At 63.5% G+C, this 16,712-nt stretch carries 16 protein-coding genes; 11 read left to right on the forward strand and 5 right to left on the reverse strand.

All coding sequences use genetic code 11. The features are described 5' to 3' along the window. The first annotated feature begins 117 nt into the window (after positions 1-117). From argJ to CAF92_RS14545, 3 genes are all read left to right on the forward strand, one after another. Positions 118-1,335 (forward strand): bifunctional glutamate N-acetyltransferase/amino-acid acetyltransferase ArgJ, encoded by a 1,218-nt coding sequence (gene argJ, locus CAF92_RS14535; protein ID WP_046616532.1) that lies wholly within the window; start codon positions 118-120, stop codon positions 1,333-1,335. Positions 1,336-1,479: 144 nt separating this feature from the next. Next, positions 1,480-2,112, forward strand: a complete 633-nt coding sequence (locus CAF92_RS14540) for a glutathione S-transferase family protein (RefSeq protein ID WP_046616533.1) — start codon at positions 1,480-1,482, stop codon at positions 2,110-2,112. Further along, positions 2,109-3,053, forward strand: a complete 945-nt coding sequence (locus tag CAF92_RS14545) for a Nudix family hydrolase (protein WP_046616535.1) — start codon at positions 2,109-2,111, stop codon at positions 3,051-3,053. Before CAF92_RS14540 ends, CAF92_RS14545 begins: the two co-directional genes overlap by 4 nt. A gap of 77 nt (positions 3,054-3,130) precedes the next feature. Here the strand turns inward: CAF92_RS14545 and CAF92_RS14550 are convergent, their stop codons facing one another. From CAF92_RS14550 to CAF92_RS14560, 3 genes are read right to left on the reverse strand one after another with little or no spacing between them, the layout of a single operon-like run. Then, positions 3,131-3,697 carry a cob(I)yrinic acid a,c-diamide adenosyltransferase gene (locus tag CAF92_RS14550; protein WP_085601207.1) on the reverse strand — a complete coding sequence of 189 codons (567 nt, stop codon included), beginning with the start codon at positions 3,695-3,697 and terminating at the stop codon, positions 3,131-3,133. 1 nt (position 3,698) lies between these two features. Then, positions 3,699-5,729, reverse strand: a complete 2,031-nt coding sequence (locus CAF92_RS14555; protein WP_046616537.1) for an ATP-binding protein — start codon at positions 5,727-5,729, stop codon at positions 3,699-3,701. A gap of 38 nt (positions 5,730-5,767) precedes the next feature. Then, a complete protein-coding gene (locus tag CAF92_RS14560; protein ID WP_046616539.1) occupies positions 5,768-6,685 on the reverse strand; it encodes a putative 2-dehydropantoate 2-reductase in 918 nt (305 codons plus the stop codon). Between the two features lie 100 nt (positions 6,686-6,785). Here CAF92_RS14560 and CAF92_RS14565 point away from each other — a divergent pair, with 100 nt between their 5' ends. From CAF92_RS14565 to CAF92_RS14575, 3 genes are all read left to right on the forward strand, one after another. Next, the gene (locus CAF92_RS14565) at positions 6,786-7,271 is read left to right on the forward strand and encodes a YajQ family cyclic di-GMP-binding protein (protein WP_013974099.1); all 486 of its coding nucleotides are present in this window, start codon (positions 6,786-6,788) and stop codon (positions 7,269-7,271) included. Between the two features lie 113 nt (positions 7,272-7,384). Beyond that, positions 7,385-8,227 carry a mechanosensitive ion channel family protein gene (locus CAF92_RS14570; protein ID WP_046616540.1) on the forward strand — a complete coding sequence of 281 codons (843 nt, stop codon included), beginning with the start codon at positions 7,385-7,387 and terminating at the stop codon, positions 8,225-8,227. 214 nt (positions 8,228-8,441) lie between these two features. Next, on the forward strand, positions 8,442-9,686 hold the full coding sequence (locus CAF92_RS14575; RefSeq protein WP_085601208.1) for an MFS transporter: 1,245 nt from the start codon (positions 8,442-8,444) through the stop codon (positions 9,684-9,686). A gap of 115 nt (positions 9,687-9,801) precedes the next feature. Here CAF92_RS14575 and CAF92_RS14580 read toward each other — a convergent pair whose 3' ends face one another. Together CAF92_RS14580 and CAF92_RS14585 are read right to left on the reverse strand one after the other, a co-directional pair. After that, positions 9,802-11,349 carry an AmpG family muropeptide MFS transporter gene (locus CAF92_RS14580; protein ID WP_046616544.1) on the reverse strand — a complete coding sequence of 516 codons (1,548 nt, stop codon included), beginning with the start codon at positions 11,347-11,349 and terminating at the stop codon, positions 9,802-9,804. A 43-nt stretch (positions 11,350-11,392) separates the two neighbouring features. Continuing rightward, positions 11,393-11,746 carry an MGMT family protein gene (locus CAF92_RS14585; protein ID WP_080958524.1) on the reverse strand — a complete coding sequence of 118 codons (354 nt, stop codon included), beginning with the start codon at positions 11,744-11,746 and terminating at the stop codon, positions 11,393-11,395. A gap of 166 nt (positions 11,747-11,912) precedes the next feature. Between CAF92_RS14585 and CAF92_RS14590 the strand changes: the two genes are divergently transcribed. From CAF92_RS14590 to groL, 5 genes are all read left to right on the forward strand, one after another. Further along, complete coding sequence (locus tag CAF92_RS14590) at positions 11,913-12,923, forward strand: DUF481 domain-containing protein (RefSeq protein WP_085601209.1); 1,011 nt, start codon at positions 11,913-11,915, stop codon at positions 12,921-12,923. Between the two features lie 175 nt (positions 12,924-13,098). After that, positions 13,099-13,830, forward strand: coding sequence for a HugZ family protein (locus CAF92_RS14595; protein WP_085601210.1), 732 nt, complete (start codon positions 13,099-13,101; stop codon positions 13,828-13,830). 67 nt (positions 13,831-13,897) lie between these two features. Further along, positions 13,898-14,359 carry an FxsA family protein gene (locus CAF92_RS14600; protein WP_046616551.1) on the forward strand — a complete coding sequence of 154 codons (462 nt, stop codon included), beginning with the start codon at positions 13,898-13,900 and terminating at the stop codon, positions 14,357-14,359. A 322-nt stretch (positions 14,360-14,681) separates the two neighbouring features. Next, on the forward strand, positions 14,682-14,975 hold the full coding sequence (locus CAF92_RS14605; protein ID WP_003260750.1) for a co-chaperone GroES: 294 nt from the start codon (positions 14,682-14,684) through the stop codon (positions 14,973-14,975). Positions 14,976-15,024: 49 nt separating this feature from the next. Beyond that, entirely contained in the window at positions 15,025-16,665 is a 1,641-nt protein-coding gene (groL, locus tag CAF92_RS14610; RefSeq protein WP_013974091.1) for a chaperonin GroEL, read from the forward strand. The last annotated feature ends 47 nt before the right edge of the window (positions 16,666-16,712 follow it).

The raw sequence follows: 16,712 nt of genomic DNA on the forward strand, positions 1-16,712 counted from the left end.
AGGGATAGCGCACAGCCGCAACGCTGCGCCGTCCTATGTGGGAGCGGCCTTGTGTCGCGATGGGGCGCGAAGCGGCCCCGTTTTTCGATATCAACCGTATTTTCTAGGAGCGCTCTAATGGCTGTTGGTCTTGGTCCTTTGCCCACCCTGCACCCGGTTCCGGGTTTTGAACTCGGCATCGCTTCCGCCGGCATCAAGCGCCCGGGGCGCAAGGATGTGGTGGTCATGCGCTGCGCCGAAGGCTCCAGCGTGGCTGGCGTGTTCACCCTCAACGCCTTCTGCGCAGCGCCGGTGATCCTGTCCAAGCAGCGTGTGCAGGGCACCGTGCGCTATCTGCTGACCAACACCGGTAACGCCAACGCCGGCACCGGCGCGCCAGGCCTGGCCGCCGCCGAGCGCACCTGCGCCAAGTTGGCCGAACTGGCCGGCGTACCGGCCGAATCGGTACTGCCGTTCTCCACCGGCGTAATCGGTGAGCCGCTGCCGGTCGAGAAGATCGAAGGCGCGCTGCAGGCCGCCCTCGACAACCTGTCGGAAAACCACTGGGCCGAAGCCGCCACCGGCATCATGACCACCGACACCCTGCCCAAGGGTGCCAGCCGCCAGTTCCAGCACGATGGCGTGACCATTACCGTCACCGGCATCAGCAAGGGTGCAGGCATGATCCGCCCGAACATGGCTACCATGCTCGGCTACATCGCCACCGACGCCAAGGTTGCCCCAGCGGTACTCAAGGACCTGATGCTGGACGGCGCCAACAAGTCGTTCAACCGCATCACCATCGATGGCGACACCTCGACCAACGACTGCTGCATGCTGATCGCCACCGGCAAGGCCAACCTGCCGGAAGTTACCGAAGCCAGCGGCGCATTGTTCGAAGCGCTGAAGAAGGCGGTGTTCGAGGTGTGCATGGAAGTAGCCCAGGCCATCGTCCGTGATGGCGAAGGCGCCACCAAGTTCGTTACCGTGCAGGTCAACGGCGGTGGTAACCACCAGGAGTGCCTGGACGTCGGCTACGCCGTGGCCCACTCGCCGCTGATCAAGACCGCGCTGTTCGCTTCAGACCCCAACTGGGGCCGTATCCTCGCTGCCGTCGGCCGTGCCGGCGTACCGGAGCTGGATGTGAGCCTGATTGATGTGTACCTGGACAACGTGTGCATTGCCAGCAAAGGCGGCCGCAGCCCGAGCTACACCGAAGACCAGGGCGCCAAGGTAATGGCCCAGGAAGAGATCACCATCCGCATCGAACTGGGCCGTGGCCAGTGCAGCGAAACCATCTGGACCACCGACCTGTCCCACGAGTACGTGAAGATCAACGCCGAGTACCGTACCTGATGTAATTGGGGCCGCACTGCGGCCCTTTCGCGACACAAGGCCGTTCCCACAAGGACCTGCGTACACCGCCGCATGTGGGAGCGGCCTTGTGTCGCGAAAGGGCTGCAGAGCAGCCCCAAAATTCCTGAACGATGGAGCCGAACCATGAGCTATCACCTGATCATCGGCGACAAGCTGTATTCCTCCTGGTCGCTGCGTGGCGCCCTGGCCCTCGAGCTGGCTGGCGTGCCTTACGAAGAAACACTGATCAAACTCAACCAGCCTGACACTCGTCAGCGCATCCTCGCCTTCTCTGCCACCGGCAAGGTACCGCTGCTCAAGACCGAGCACGGTGTGATCGCCGACTCGCTGGCCATTGCCGAATACCTCAACGAACGCCACCCCGACGCCCAGCTGTGGCCTGCCGACGTGGCGGCCCGGGCACAGGCCCGTTCGGCCTGCGCACAAATGCACAGCGGCTTCTTCGCCTTGCGCGGTGCCATGCCGTTCGACCTGTCGCGCGACCAGGCGCTGGAGAGCGTGCCGTTGGAGGTTCAGATCGATATCGACCGTATCGTTGCACTGTGGTCCGAGTGCCGGCTGGTGGCCAAGGACAGCGGCCCGTTCCTGTTCGGCAAGCCGAGCCTGGCCGATGTCTTCTTCGCCCCGGTGGCCGTGCGTCTGCGCACTTACCGCGTGGAAGTGCCTGCGGAGGCGGCGGCCTATATCGAAACCATTTACCAGTGGCCGGCCTTCCAGGCCTGGCAGAAGGCTGGCCTGGCGGAGCGTGAAGGGTGAAACGGATTCATGTTGTAGCCGCTGTCATCCGCGGTACTGACGGCCGCATTCTGATCGCGCGGCGTGCTGATACCCAGCACCAGGGCGGCCTGTGGGAATTCCCGGGCGGCAAGGTGGAAGAGGGTGAGGGCGTCGAGGCGGCGCTGGCCCGCGAGCTGCGCGAGGAGCTGGGCATCGAGGTGAGCCGTTCGCGCGCGCTGATCAAGGTCAGCCACGACTACCCGGACAAGCAGGTGCTGCTGGACGTGCGCGAAGTCCAGGCGTTCACCGGCGAGCCGCATGGCGCCGAGGGCCAACCCCTGGAATGGGTTGCCCCACGTGATTTGCCGCAGTACGAATTCCCCGAGGCCAACAAGCCGATCGTTGCAGCCGCGCGCCTGCCGGACCAGTACCTGATCACCCCAGATGGCCTGGAAGTGCCGCAGATGCTCAAGGGCATCCAGAAGGCGGTGGCCAGCGGAATTCGCCTGATCCAGTTGCGTGCCCCGGACATGTACGACCCCAAGTACCGCGATGTGGCGGTGGATGCGGTCGGCCTGTGCGCGGGCAAGGCGCAGCTGATGCTCAAGGGGCCGCTGGAGTGGCTGGGTGACTTCCCTGCCGCGGGTTGGCACCTGACGGCTGCACAACTGCGCAAATATGCCGCCAACGGCCGGCCGTTCCCCAAGGAGCGCTGGCTGGCGGCGTCCTGCCACAGTGCCGAAGAGCTGGCGCTGGCGGAGCAGATGGGCGTGGACTTCGTCACCTTGTCACCGGTGCAGGCAACCCGGACACACCCTGAGGCGGTGCCGCTGGGGTGGGACGAGGCACAGCGGTTGATCGCCGGCTTCAACAAGCCGGTCTACCTGCTGGGTGGGGTTGGGCCGGGCGAGCGTGAGCAGGCCTGGGAAGCGGGGGCGCAGGGTGTTGCCGGGATCCGGGCGTTCTGGCCCGAGATCTGAGTCGCCTGTAATTGGGGCCGCTTTGCGGCCCATTCGCGGGCAAGCCCGCGAAGGGCTGCACAGCAGCCCCGGCAATCTCAAGCCTCCGGCTTTGGTGCAGGCTGCCACAAAACCTCAGCCACCCCCTGCCGCCGTCCGATGATCCGCGCCGCCACAAACAGCAGGTCCGAAAGCCGGTTGATATACGCCAACCCAACCCCCGCCAACGGCTCCAGCGCATTCAGCTGCTGGCACCGCCGCTCCGCACTGCGCGCCAGGCTACGGCACACATGCGCCTGCGCCACCAGCGCCGAGCCGCTGGGCAAGATGAAGTTCTTCAACGGCCCCAGCTCTTCATTCCACACATCGATCGCTGCTTCCAGGCGTTCCACTTCCGCCAGGTTCAGCGCCTGATAACTGGGCATCGCCAACTCACCGCCAAGGTCGAACAGGCGGTGCTGACATGGCGCCAACACTGCGCTCACTTCACTCAATCCTTGTTCGGCCAGCCCCGCCAGCAACAAACCCAGCTGGCTGTTCAGGCTGTCCACCTCGCCAATCGCTTCGATCCGTGGGTGGTCCTTGGGTACCCGGCGCCCGTCGCCCAGGGCGGTTTCGCCTTTGTCGCCGGTGCGGGTGTAGATCTTCGACAGGCGGTAGCCCATGTCATTTCTCCGTTTTGGCCGGCGCTACCGCTGCCGGCTGGCCGAGGGGCAGGCGCAGGGTGAAGCAGGTACCTTGGCCGGGCGTGGATTGCACTTCCATTTGCCCCTTGTGGTTGTTGGTGATGATGAAGTACGAGACCGACAGGCCCAGCCCGGTGCCCTGGCCGATTTCCTTGGTGGTGAAGAACGGTTCGAAGGTGCGTTTGCGCACCCCCTCGGGCATGCCGACGCCGTTGTCCTCGACCTGGATTTCCGCCCATGGCGGGCTCAAGCGGGTGCGCAGGATGATGCGCCCAGGCTCGCTCGGCTGTGGTCGCTGGTGAATAGCCTGGGCGGCGTTTTTCAGCAGGTTGAGCAGCACCTGCTCCAGTTCGTTGGCAGTGCACGGCACCGGCCCCAGTTCGGGGTCGAACTGGCGCACGATGGCCTGGCCCTTGAAGTCGAAGCCGATGGCCAGGTCGAAGTCGTTGCCTGCAATCTCCACCGCCTGGTCGATCAGCGCTGGCAGGTCGCACGGCGCCAGTTGGCGGTTGCTGCGTCGGCTGAAACTGAGCATGTGGGTGACGATCTTTGCCGCCCGGGCACCGGCCTGCTGGATGCCGTCGAGCAATTGCGGCACTTCGCGGCTCTCCAGGTAGCGGTTGACCGTGGGCAGGTCGATGCCCAGTTCTTCGGCCTGCTCCTGGTTGCGCGGCAGCTCTGGTGACAGGCGCCGGCGAATGTTCTGCACGTTGTGCAGGATCGCGCCTAGCGGGTTGTTGATCTCATGGGCCATGCCGGCGGCCAGGCCTCCGACCGAAAGCATCTTCTCCGATTGCACCATCATTTCTTCCAACGACAGGCGTTGGGTGATGTCGTCGATGCGGATGACCACGCCACGGCCGCCTCCACCGGTCAGCGGGTAGAAGGTCAGGGCGTAGTGGCGCAGGTCTTCGCCCTTGGGCCAGGTGACCCGCTCGATCTTTGCAACGCGGTGTTTCTCCACAGTTTCCTTCAACTGCGGCAAGAACGGCTTGAGCGGTTCGAAGGCGATGAAGATCGGCTGGTTCAGCGCTTCGTCCAGTGGCGTGCCGGATAGCACCGTGGCTTCGTGGTTCCATTGGGTCACGTAGAGCTGCTCATCGAGGGCGATCAGCGCCGAGGGCATCGAGTCGATGATGCTGTTGAGGTAGTTCTGGAAACCGGTGAGTTTCTTCTCGATCTTGCTGCGCACCTGGACTTCCAGTTCCAGCTTGCGGTTGGTGTGGCGGGTTTCCTCGGCCAGGCCCTGGGCCTGGTCATAGGCTTCCTGGAACTCGTCGCGGGTGCGCTTGAGCTGCTGTTCGCGAGCCTCGATGCGCGAGAGCATGGTGTTGAACGCTTCGGCCAGGCTGCCGATTTCGTCGTCGTTGCCGCGCTGCGCACGCAGGGCATAGCTCTCTTCGCGGGTGACCTGGCGGCTGAGCTCTTCGAGTTGGTTGATCGGCTGGGTGATCAGGCGTTTGATCTGCCGGGCGATGATTATCCACAGCAGGATGCTGAATACCAGGATGCCCAGGCTTGCGCTGAGGGTGCCGGTGTAAAAGGCCGTGGGCAGTTCGCTGCTGGCCACCAGCAACAGGTGCGCGGGTGGGTTGGCGTCACGTGGCATGCGGATCAGCTGGGTGCTGCGAAACTCCATCAGGCGCCAGCCGTCGATGTCGCGAAAACGCCTGGGCAGCGCCAGCGGCTCGCCGTGCTGCAGTTGCGCCAGTATACGGCCGTCACCCCCGTAGACGGCGGCGGCGCGCAGCGGCGTGTAGCTGTCCAGTTCCTTGAGCAGGGCGCTGGCGGTGTCCGGGCTATCGCCGGCGCGGGCCGCCAGCTGCGGGTTGGCCACCAGCCGGCCGATGGTGTGCAGCGCCTGTGGCGCCATGCTTTCCTGGGTGATCCAGTAGGCGGCACTGATGAAGGTGAGGTTGGCCACCAGCAGGATGGTCACCAGCAACACCAGCAGGGCTGCCAGCAGCTTCTGCCCGACCGGGAGGTTTTCCAGGCGTTGGCGCAAGGTCATGGGCTAGGCAATGTCCGTATCCGGTTGAAAGGGCCGCGTCAGTCGCAGGGCAAACCACGCCCGCGCAGGTTATCGACCAGGCGCCGCAGCAGGCGTTCCAGCTCTGGCAACTGCAGGCCGTGGCGGTCGGCGGCGCGGCAGGCGTGGCCAAGCAGGTAGTGCACTTCGGTGCGCCGGCCAGCGCGTACATCCTGGTACATGGAAGAGTAGTTGGCAGCCGTGGCGAGGATAACCCGCTGTACTTCTTCGTCCAGCCCATCCGCCGCCTCTGGCTGGCCACAGCGGCGCAGCAGTTGGGCCAGCTCGGCGCAGAGGGCGTCAACTTCGCCCAGGTGCCCCAGCAGCCCGCCGTTCTGGCAGTCGTGCAGCACGGTCAGCGGGTTGATGGCGCAATTGAGTGCCAGCTTGCGCCACAGGCGAGTGAGGATATCCACCGTCCACTCGGCGGGGATGCCGGCCTCGTGCAGGTCATCGAACCAGGTCGGGATCGTCGGGTTGCGTGGGTCACCCAGCCAGTTGAAGCCGTGGCCGGCAAAGCGTACCTGCCAGTCACCCTCGCGGAACGCCCCTTCGGTACTGGAGGCGAAGATGCAGCGCGCGTGGGGCACCAGGTCGGCGACTTCGTCCTGGCTGCCCAGGCCGTTCTGCAGCAGCACCACTTCGGCGCCCTCGGCCAGGCGCGCTGCGACGCCTGCAATGGCCGGGGCGGCGTCGTAGGCCTTGCAGGCCACCAGCAGGCGATGGATCGGGCCGTGTGCCTGCGCGGTTTCGGCGGGGATGGCGTAGTGGCGGGGCTGGTCCTGTTCGACCACGGTAAGGCCGCCGGCCTGCTGATAGGCCTGCAGCCGTTGCCCGTCACGCAGGATCAGGCGTACTGCCTTGCCCGCGCGCGCCAGGCGGCAAGCCCACAGGCTGCCCAGGCTACCGGCGCCGAGAATATGCCAGGTGCTGCTCATATGCGTTTCGCAACCCGTTATAATGAGCCCGCATTTTAACCGTCAAACCCAGCGCGCTCCATCTTCAGCCTGAGCGCGCTTTTATTTTGGGAGAACAACCATGCCTTCGTTCGACGTGGTATCGGAACTGGACAAGCACGAAGTGCAGAACGCGGTCGACAACGCCATCAAGGACCTGGACCGCCGCTACGACCTCAAGGGCAAGGGTACCTTCGAGTTCAAGGACAAAGAGCAGACCGTGATGCTCACCGCCGAGGAAGAGTTCCAGCTCGAAGCGATGCTGGAAATCCTGCGCCTGGCGCTGGTCAAGCGCAAGATCGACGTGAAGTGCCTGGAAACCAAGGACCCGTACGCCTCGGGCAAGGAAAAGAAACAGGAAGCCAAGTTCCGCGAAGGCATCGACAAGGACCTGGCGAAGAAGATTGTCGCCACCATCAAGGATGCCAAGCTGAAAGTGCAGGCCGCCATCCAGGGCGAGCAGGTACGCGTTACCGGTAAAAAGCGTGACGACCTGCAGGAGGCCATTGCCCTGCTGCGTACCAAGGAATTCGACATGCCGCTGCAGTTCAACAACTTCCGCGACTGATCGCAGGGTTGTCCGGAACCCCGATGGCGTAATGATGTCCATGGGGGTCATGGCCGCCGAACCTACGGCGGCCTGCTATACGTGTACATGCCGTGCGGCATCAGGAGATGAATATGGATTTGAACGCTGAAGTCGATCAGCTGGTCCGCCAATCGCAGACCTGGGTCCCCTTGATCATGGAATACGGCAGCCGCCTGCTGCTGGCACTGCTGACCTTGGCGATCGGCTGGTGGCTTACCAACGTGGTCAGTGATCGACTCGCCAGGCTGGTGGGTTTGCGCGTACAAGACCCGGCACTGCAGGGCTTCATCCGCACCCTGGCTAACATCATCCTCAAGGTCATGCTGGCGATCAGCGTTGCCTCCATGATCGGCATTGAGACCACTTCGTTCGTGGCTGCGATTGGTGGTGCCACGCTGGCCATCGGTCTGGCGTTGCAGGGCAGCCTGGCAAACTTCGCCGGTGGTGTGCTGATCCTGCTCTTCCGCCCGTTCCGCATCGGTGACTGGATCGAGGCGCAAGGCGTGGCCGGCACCGTCGACAGCATCCAGATCTTCCACACCGTGCTGCGCACCGGTGACAACAAGACCGTGATCATGCCCAACGGCAGCCTGTCCAACGGCATCATCACCAACACCAACCGCCAGCCGACGCGCAAGGTGGTGTTCGATGTGGGCGTGGACTACGAGGCCGACCTGCAGAAGGCCCGTAACGTGCTGCTGGAGCTGGCGCAGGACCCGCGTGTGCTGCCCGACCCGGCGCCGCAGGCGGTGGTCGCGACCCTGGGCGACAGCTCTATCACCGTATCGTTGCGCTTGTGGACCAAGACCGCCGATTACTGGGATGTGATGTTCATGCTCAACGAGCATGCGCGTGACCGGTTGAAGGCCGAAGGGATCGACATTCCGTTCCCACAGCGGGTGATTCGTGTGGTGCAGGAGACTGCAGCGCAGTAATACCGCGTTGAAGCCGGGGCCGCTTCGCGCCCCATCGCCGGCAAGCCAGCTCCCACAGGTACAACACAGGCCTGAAGACTGTGATAACCCTGTGGGAGCTGGCTTGCCGGCGATGGGGCGCGAAGCGGCCCCGGTTTTTTACACTTGTTCACAGCAATACCCCGCCATTTCTGGCATATAGCCTGACCCCAGCTGCCACACCCGATACGCCATCATGAAACCACTGCTGTACATCACCCCACTGCGCGCCTTGCTGTTCGGCCTGACCCTGGCCCTGTTCGAGCTGCTCACCTACCTGGCCAGCGATGCCGTCATGCCGGCCATGCCGGTGGTGGTCGGCGATCTGAACGCCAGCCCCGAATACATTCCCCACGCCCTCAACCTGTACCTGCTGGGGGGCGTGGTGCTGCAATGGCTGATCGGCCCGCTGGCCGACCGCTATGGCCGGCGCCCGTTGCTGCTGATTGGTTGCGCGTTCTTCGGCCTGGCCTGCATGGCCACCTTCTGGGTCCACGACATTGGCCTGTTCAACTTGCTGCGCCTGCTGCAGGGCATCGGCCTGGGCTTCGTGGTCACGGTCAGCTACCCGGCCCTGAACGAAGCCTTCAGCGAAGCCGACGCCGTGCGCATGATGGCGCTGCTGGCCAATATCGCCTTGCTTTCGCCACTGCTCGGGCCGCTGGTGGGCACCTTGCTGCTGCAGTGGCTGGACTGGCGCTGGCTGTTCGTGGCCTTTGCCATTGGCGCGGTTCTGGCGTGGCTGCTGCTGTACCGGCTGATGCCGGAAACCCTTGGCGTGGAGCGCCGCGATGGCTCGCGCCTGGCATTCACGCCGATCCATCTGCTGCCGCTGCTGGCCGGTTACGGCCAGTTGCTGGCCAACCGCCGCTTTGTCGCTGGTAGCGCGGCCCTGGGCTTGGTCGGTCTGCCGCTGATTGGCTGGATCGGCCTGTCGCCGGTGCTGCTGATCCACGACGAGGGGCTGAGCACCATGGAGTACGCGCTGTGGCAGTTGCCGGTGTTTGGCGGGCTGATTCTGGGCAACCTGATCATCAACCGCATAGCCGACCGTTATCCGCTGTCGGCGCTGGTGCGGGGTGCGTTGTGGCCATACCTGGCCGGCCTTTGCCTGATGGTGCTGGCGACCTGGCACTGGCCGAGCGTGACCAGCGTGGTGGCGGGCATGTCGCTGTACGCGCTGGGCTTGGGCGTGGCCAACGCGGTGCTGTATCGCATGACGCTGTTCGCCAGCGAGCAGAGCAAGGGGCTGGTCTCGGCCATGCTGGGGATGATCACCATCGCCTTGCTGGGGCTGGGTGGGGCGGTGCTGGCAATGATTGGCGCCGGGGCCAGCTTGTTGCACTTTGCCCTGGCGGCGGGTGTGGCGGGGGCCTTGGCGCTGTGGCCACTGTGGTTTGTGGTGGGTAGACGGCCTGGTGAGGGGGCTGTTGCTCAGTAAACTTCATTGCCTGTACCGGCCTCTTCGCAGCACAAGGCTGCTCCTACAGAGCTGTTGTGTATCTGCAGGAGCAGCCTAGTACTGCGAAGAGGCCGGTACAGGCAATACAAACCTGTCAGGGCCGCTCGGCCGCCGAACCTTCCTCTGCCACCGGTTTGCCCGGCCCGGCCTCCTGGCGCCACTGCAGGGCAATCAGGATCAGGGTCGGTACGCCCAGCAGGGCAGTGATCAGGAAGAAGTCGTGGTAGCCGAACTTCTCCACCATGACCCCCGAATACCCGCCGATCAGCCTTGGTAACAGCAGCATGATCGAGCTGAGCAACGCGTACTGGGTAGCCGAGAACTTCAGGTTGGTCAGGCTCGACAGGTAGGCGACGAAGGCCGAGGTGGCCATGCCTGAGCTGAAGTTGTCCAGCGAGATGGTCACCACCAGCATCTGCAGGTTCGGGCCCATGTCGGCCAGCATCAGGAACAGGATGTTGGTACCCGCCGAGGCCGCACCACCGATGAACAGGATCGGCATGATGCCGAAGCGCACGATCAGCAGGCCACCAACCCCGGCGCCGACCAGGGTCATGATCAGGCCGAAAATCTTGCTGACGCTGGCGATCTGGTCCTTGGTGAAGCCCATGTCGATGTAGAACACGTTGGCCATCACACCCATCACCGTGTCCGACATGCGATAGGTGGCGATCAGGCCGAGCAGCAGCAAGGCCTGCCAGCGGTAGCGGGCAATGAAATCGTTGACCGGGGTCAGCACTGGCGCCAGGCCGCGACGGCCCAGGCTCGACAGGCACGCCCAGGTCAGCAGCACATAGAGGATCAGGCGCAGGAAGGCGCGGTCTTCCAGCAGCAGGTCCAGTGGCGTGGCATCACCGGAGATGACGCTGGACCAGCCGGTATTGAACATCTGGGTGAAGCTGGCCGGTACCGACACCAGCAGGATGATCAGCACGAACACCGAGGCCAGTTGGTGCACCAGCCCATAACGCGCTGCCGACAGCTGGGTACGCATGGGTACGGGCGGTTCGCGCATGATCAGGGTGGTGAACACGGCGGGCAGCATCATCACCGCGAACATGACGTAGGTGCCGGCCCAGGCCTTGTGCAGGTAGCTGAAACCGGTGGAGCCGAACCACTCGGCGAAGAACAGTGCGCCTGCCGTGGCCAGCAGGGCCGCCACGCGGTAGCCGGCCATGTAGCTGGCGGCGAGCGCTGCCTGGCGCTGGTCGTCGGCGATTTCCAGGCGGTAGGCATCGACGGCGATGTCCTGGGTGGCCGAAGCGAAGGCCACCAGCACCGCCAGGGCGATCAGCCATGACAGGTGCTGCTGCGGGTCGCACAGGCTCATGCCGACCAGCCCGACCACCACCAGTGCCTGCGACAGCAGCAGCCACGAACGCCGACGCCCCAGGCTGCCAAGCAGCGGCAGGCGCCATTGGTCGAGCAGCGGTGACCATACCCACTTGAAGGCGTAGGCCAGGCCGATCAGGCTGGCGTAACCGATGGTCTCGCGGGCCACGCCGGCTTCGCGCAACCACACCGAAAGGGTGGAAAACACCAGCATGTAGGGCAGACCGGCAGCGAAGCCGAGCAGCAAAAGTACCAAGGTTGACGGGCTGGCATAGGCAGCAAGCGCAGCGCGCCAGGTTTTACGGGGCATGGGCCAACATCTGCCTCAAGTTTGCGAAAACAAAGCGCGCACTCTAACCGCTGTGCTCCATCGGGCGCCAGCCATGGCGCGTCATATCCACACGATTGTTGGTTACATTGACACCCTCCGCGCGCAGTCGCGCCCGTTGTTCATCCCCCGATGGGGTACCCAGTGCCAGGCTCAGCCGGCCACCAGCGCCAAGCACCCGGTGCCAGGGCAGGCGAGTGTCCGTGGGCAGTTGCCCGAGGGTGCGCCCGACCCAGCGTGCCGCCCGCCCAAGCCCCGCCAGCTCGGCCAGCTGGCCATAGCTGACCACCTTGCCGGCGGGCACTTGGCCGAGTACCGAATACAGCGCCGTTCGTCGGCCCTCGGCGGAGTCGAGGGCGTGCTCATATCCGTCAGACATCAGGCACCCACTGGGCTGCAGATGAAACCGGACCGGCGGTCTGGCAAATGAGAGTTGAACTCAACGGCATGCTCCCGGTCTTTCCTTGCTCTGGTCGTGGTTATCTGGATAATGCCCGGCTTTTTTCGTCAAATCGAACCCGTACTCCGCAAATCATAGCCCGCTTATGAATTCTAGATCCTTGTTGTGCCTGCTTGCTGCTTCCCTGTGCGCCTCCCCGGTGTTCGCCGACACCGTGTGGATGAAGAACGGTGATCGGCTAAGCGGCAAGATCAAAGTATTCGATGGCGGCAAGCTGCTGCTGGAAACCCCCTATGGCGGTTCCATCGCCCTGGACTGGAAAGAGGTCCAGACCCTGGAGAGCGACCAGGAGATGCTGGTCAAGCAGGACGCCTACAGCGGTGAGCGCGCCAAGTCGCTGAAGGCCGCCGAGCCCGGCAAGGTGACCCTGGCCAATGGCGAGGCGCCGAAGACCGTGGAGCTGGCCAGCATCGAGCAGATCATGAAGCCCAAGCCACTGGTCGAGGATTTCGTGTGGAAGGGCAACGTCGACGTGGCCCTGGACTACAAGCGCGCCGAGAACGACACCGACGACTACGACGTCGGCTTCAAGACCAGTGCCCGCCATGGCCGCTGGCGGCACAACGCCGAAGGCGAATACAACCGCGAGACCAAGGACGACATCACCACCACCGACAACTGGAGTGCCGAGTACGCCCTGGACCGCTTCCTCACCGAGAAGTGGTTCTGGCAGGGGCGCGTGGAGTACAAGCGCGACCGCATCGAAGACCTCGCCCGCCAGCGCACCGTGGGTACCGGCCCGGGTTACCAGTTCTGGGACAACGAACTGGGCGCGTTCTCGCTGGGTTCGCTGATCAACCGTACCGACTTCGAATACCAGGATGGCGCCAAGGACAACTTCTATTCCGCGGCGGTGAAGTGGGACTACACCCGCTACCTGATTGGCAAGAACGTGCAACTGTTCACCAACGGCGAGTTCGCCAAGCCGCTGGGGGGCGTGGCCGACTACGCGCTGGATGCCGAGGTTGGCCTGCGCTACAAAGTCACCGAGTGGGCCTCGCTGAACCTCAAGGCGGAAAAGGACATAATCACTGGTACGCGGGACAGTGACCTGGACAAGACCCGTTACACCGCAGGCTTCGGCGTTACCTGGTGAACCGCCGGGGGCGCGTAGCGCCCCTTTCGCGACACAAGGCCGCTCCTGCAGGATGTACGCGATCCCTTGCAGGAGCGGCCTTGCGTCGCGATGGGCTGCAAAGCAGGCCCATTGGCACTGGATCTGATAATGCTTATCTTGTCTCATCCAGTCCGATATCAGGAGCCGCCCCCAAGTGAGTACCAATGCCATCCGCCCCGCCCGGGAGCTGCTACTCAAGGAATACCGCGGCGTACTCTCGACCCATTCCAAGTCGATGCCCGGCTACCCCTTCGGCTCTGTTGTACCGTATTGCCTGGACGCCCAGGGCAACCCGCTGATCCTCATCAGCCGCATCGCCCAGCACACCCACAACCTGCTGAAGGACCCCAAGTGCTCGCTGCTGGTGGGCGAACGCGAAGCCGAGGACGTACAGGCCGTGGGGCGGCTGACGGTGATGGCCGAGGCCCACAAGCTGGTGGATGAAGCCGTCATCGAGGCTGCCGCCGAGCGCTACTACCGCTATTTCCCGGACGCGGCCAACTACCACAAGGCCCACGACTTCGACTTCTGGGTGTTGCAGCCGGTACGTCACCGCTACATTGGCGGCTTCGGCGCCATCCACTGGCTCGACCAGGTGACGTTGGCCAACCCGTTCGCCGGCAGGGCCGAGACGAGCATGGTCGAGCACATGAACAACGACCACGCCAACGCGATAGCCCATTATGTGGAGCTGAGCGATTTGCCACGCCATGCACCCGCGCAGATGGTCGGTGTAGACAGCGAAGGCATGCACCTGCGTATCGGCCAGGCGGTGTACTGGTTGCCTTTCCCAAGTAACTGCAACACGCCGACACAAGTCCGCGAAGCCCTGGTTTTGCTGGCTCGCGCCGACAAGTGGCCGGTTGCCACGGGAGTCGAGGGTTGAAAAGCCGAGCTCACGCATCCATTTGTTGGTCTTACAGGAAGGTTGTCTTCCAACGAGGATTGCTTTGATGCGTGCTTTTCTACTGCTGTTTCTCCTGTTTCCCGTGCTGGAGCTGTTCGTCTTCGTGAAGGTCAGTGCCGCCATCGGTTTCTTCCCGGCGCTGCTGCTGATCATCGCCGGCTCCGCCCTGGGTGTGCTGGTGATGCGCGTGGCCGGGCTGGCTACCGCACTGCGCGCCCGTGAAAGCCTGCAGCGTGGCGAACTGCCCGCCGAGGACATGTTCCAGGGCATGATGCTGGCCGTTGGTGGGGGCCTGCTGTTGCTGCCAGGTTTCATCAGCGACGTTCTGGGCCTGCTGTGCCTGCTGCCATTCACCCGTCACCTGGCCGCGCGCAAGATGCGCGAGCGTGCCGAGGCTCAGGCCATGCGCCAGCGTGCCTTCCAGGACGACCCGTTCCAGGCACGGCCGCACGATGGCGGGCATCGCCCGAACGTGATCGAAGGCGAGTACGAGCGCCGCGACAAGTAATAGCCGGGGGCCGCTTCGCGCCCCTATCGCGACACAAGGCCGCTCCTACAGAGTATGCGAACCCCTGTAGGAGCGGCCTTGTGTCGCGATAGGGCTGCGAAGCGGCCCCAAGCTTTTCAGGCTAATGAAAAATTTTCTGAAGCAAGCCTTGTAATTGAATATGACGGCCTCATGTAGTGGTCACCGCAAGGTTTCTGGTGGCGACACCAGACATTACACAGGTGCTTCGCCCATTGCGGATCACCCCCGGCAACGCCGGACTGCATCAAACCGCCGGTGTCGACACCGGCCGATGAAAACCACTATTTGGGAGAGATCGACAATGAAGCTTCGTCCTCTGCATGACCGCGTCGTCATCCGTCGCAGCGAAGAAGAATCGAAAACCGCTGGCGGTATCGTCCTGCCGGGTTCGGCCGCTGAAAAACCAAACCGCGGCGAAGTCGTCGCCGTCGGCACCGGTCGCATCCTGGACAACGGCGAAGTTCGCGCGCTGGCCGTGAAAGTGGGTGACAAAGTGGTTTTCGGCCCTTACTCGGGCAGCAACACCGTGAAAGTCGATGGCGAAGACCTGCTGGTCATGGCCGAGAACGAAATCCTCGCCGTTATCGAAGGCTGATTTCCACGACTTCCCGTTACTCCAAAGAAATTCCAAGGATTAAACGATCATGGCTGCTAAAGACGTAAAATTCGGCGATTCCGCTCGTAAGAAAATGCTGGTAGGTGTCAACGTTCTGGCTGACGCGGTAAAAGCGACACTGGGCCCGAAAGGCCGTAACGTGGTGCTGGCCAAGAGCTTCGGCGCGCCGACCATCACCAAGGACGGCGTTTCCGTTGCCAAGGAAATCGAGCTGAAAGACGCCTTCGAGAACATGGGCGCCCAGTTGGTCAAGGAAGTTGCTTCCAAGGCCAACGACGCAGCCGGTGACGGCACCACCACCGCTACCGTCCTGGCTCAGGCCATCGTCAACGAAGGCCTGAAAGCCGTTGCTGCCGGCATGAACCCTATGGACCTGAAGCGCGGCATCGACAAGGCCACCGCTGCCGTCGTCGCCGAGCTGAAGAACCTGTCCAAGCCATGCGCCGACTCCAAGGCCATCGCCCAGGTAGGTACCATCTCTGCCAACTCCGACAACTCCATCGGTGAAATCATCGCCGAAGCCATGGAAAAAGTCGGTAAAGAAGGCGTGATCACCGTTGAAGAAGGCTCGGGCCTGGAGAACGAACTGTCTGTCGTGGAAGGCATGCAGTTCGACCGTGGTTACCTGTCGCCGTACTTCGTAAACAAGCCGGACACCATGGTTGCCGAGCTGGAAGGCCCGCTGCTGCTGCTGGTCGACAAGAAGATCTCCAACATCCGTGAGCTGCTGCCAGTTCTGGAAGCCGTTGCCAAGGCCGGCCGCCCACTGCTGATCGTTGCCGAAGACGTTGAAGGCGAAGCCCTGGCTACCCTGGTAGTCAACAACATGCGCGGCATCGTCAAGGTTGCTGCGGTCAAGGCTCCGGGCTTCGGCGACCGCCGCAAGGCCATGCTGCAGGACATCGCGGTCCTGACTGGCGGCCAGGTCATCTCCGAAGAAATCGGCCTGTCCCTGGAAACCGCTACCCTGGAGCACCTGGGCAACGCCAAGCGCGTCATCCTGTCCAAGGAAAACACCACCATCATCGACGGCGCTGGCGCCGACACCGAGATCGAAGCACGCGTCAAGCAGATCCGTGCCCAGATCGAAGAGACTTCCTCGGACTACGACCGTGAGAAGCTGCAAGAGCGTCTGGCCAAGCTGGCCGGCGGTGTTGCCGTGATCAAGGTCGGTGCCGGCACCGAAGTTGAAATGAAAGAGAAGAAAGCCCGCGTTGAAGACGCCCTGCACGCTACCCGTGCAGCCGTTGAAGAAGGCGTGGTGCCTGGCGGTGGTGTAGCTCTGGTTCGCTCCCTGGCGGCCATTGCCAACCTCAAAGGCGACAACGAAGACCAGAACGTCGGTATCGCCCTGCTGCGTCGCGCCGTTGAAGCGCCGCTGCGCCAGATCACTGCCAACGCCGGCGACGAGCCAAGCGTTGTCGCTGACAAGGTCAAGCAAGGTTCGGGTAACTTCGGTTACAACGCTGCTACCGGCGAATACGGCGACATGATCGAGATGGGCATCCTGGACCCAGCCAAGGTCACCCGCTCGGCGCTGCAAGCTGCTGCTTCGATCGGCGGTCTGATGATCACCACCGAAGCCATGGTTGCCGACCTGCCGGAAGACAAGCCAGCTGCTGGCATGCCTGACATGGGCGGCATGGGTGGCATGGGCGGCATGATGTAAGCCAGCCTTACCCCCTGCACCATGAAAGCCCCGGTTCGCGAGAACCG

Source organism: Pseudomonas sp. B10(2017) (genome assembly GCF_002113295.1).
In the GTDB taxonomy this organism is placed as follows: domain Bacteria; phylum Pseudomonadota; class Gammaproteobacteria; order Pseudomonadales; family Pseudomonadaceae; genus Aquipseudomonas; species Aquipseudomonas pudica.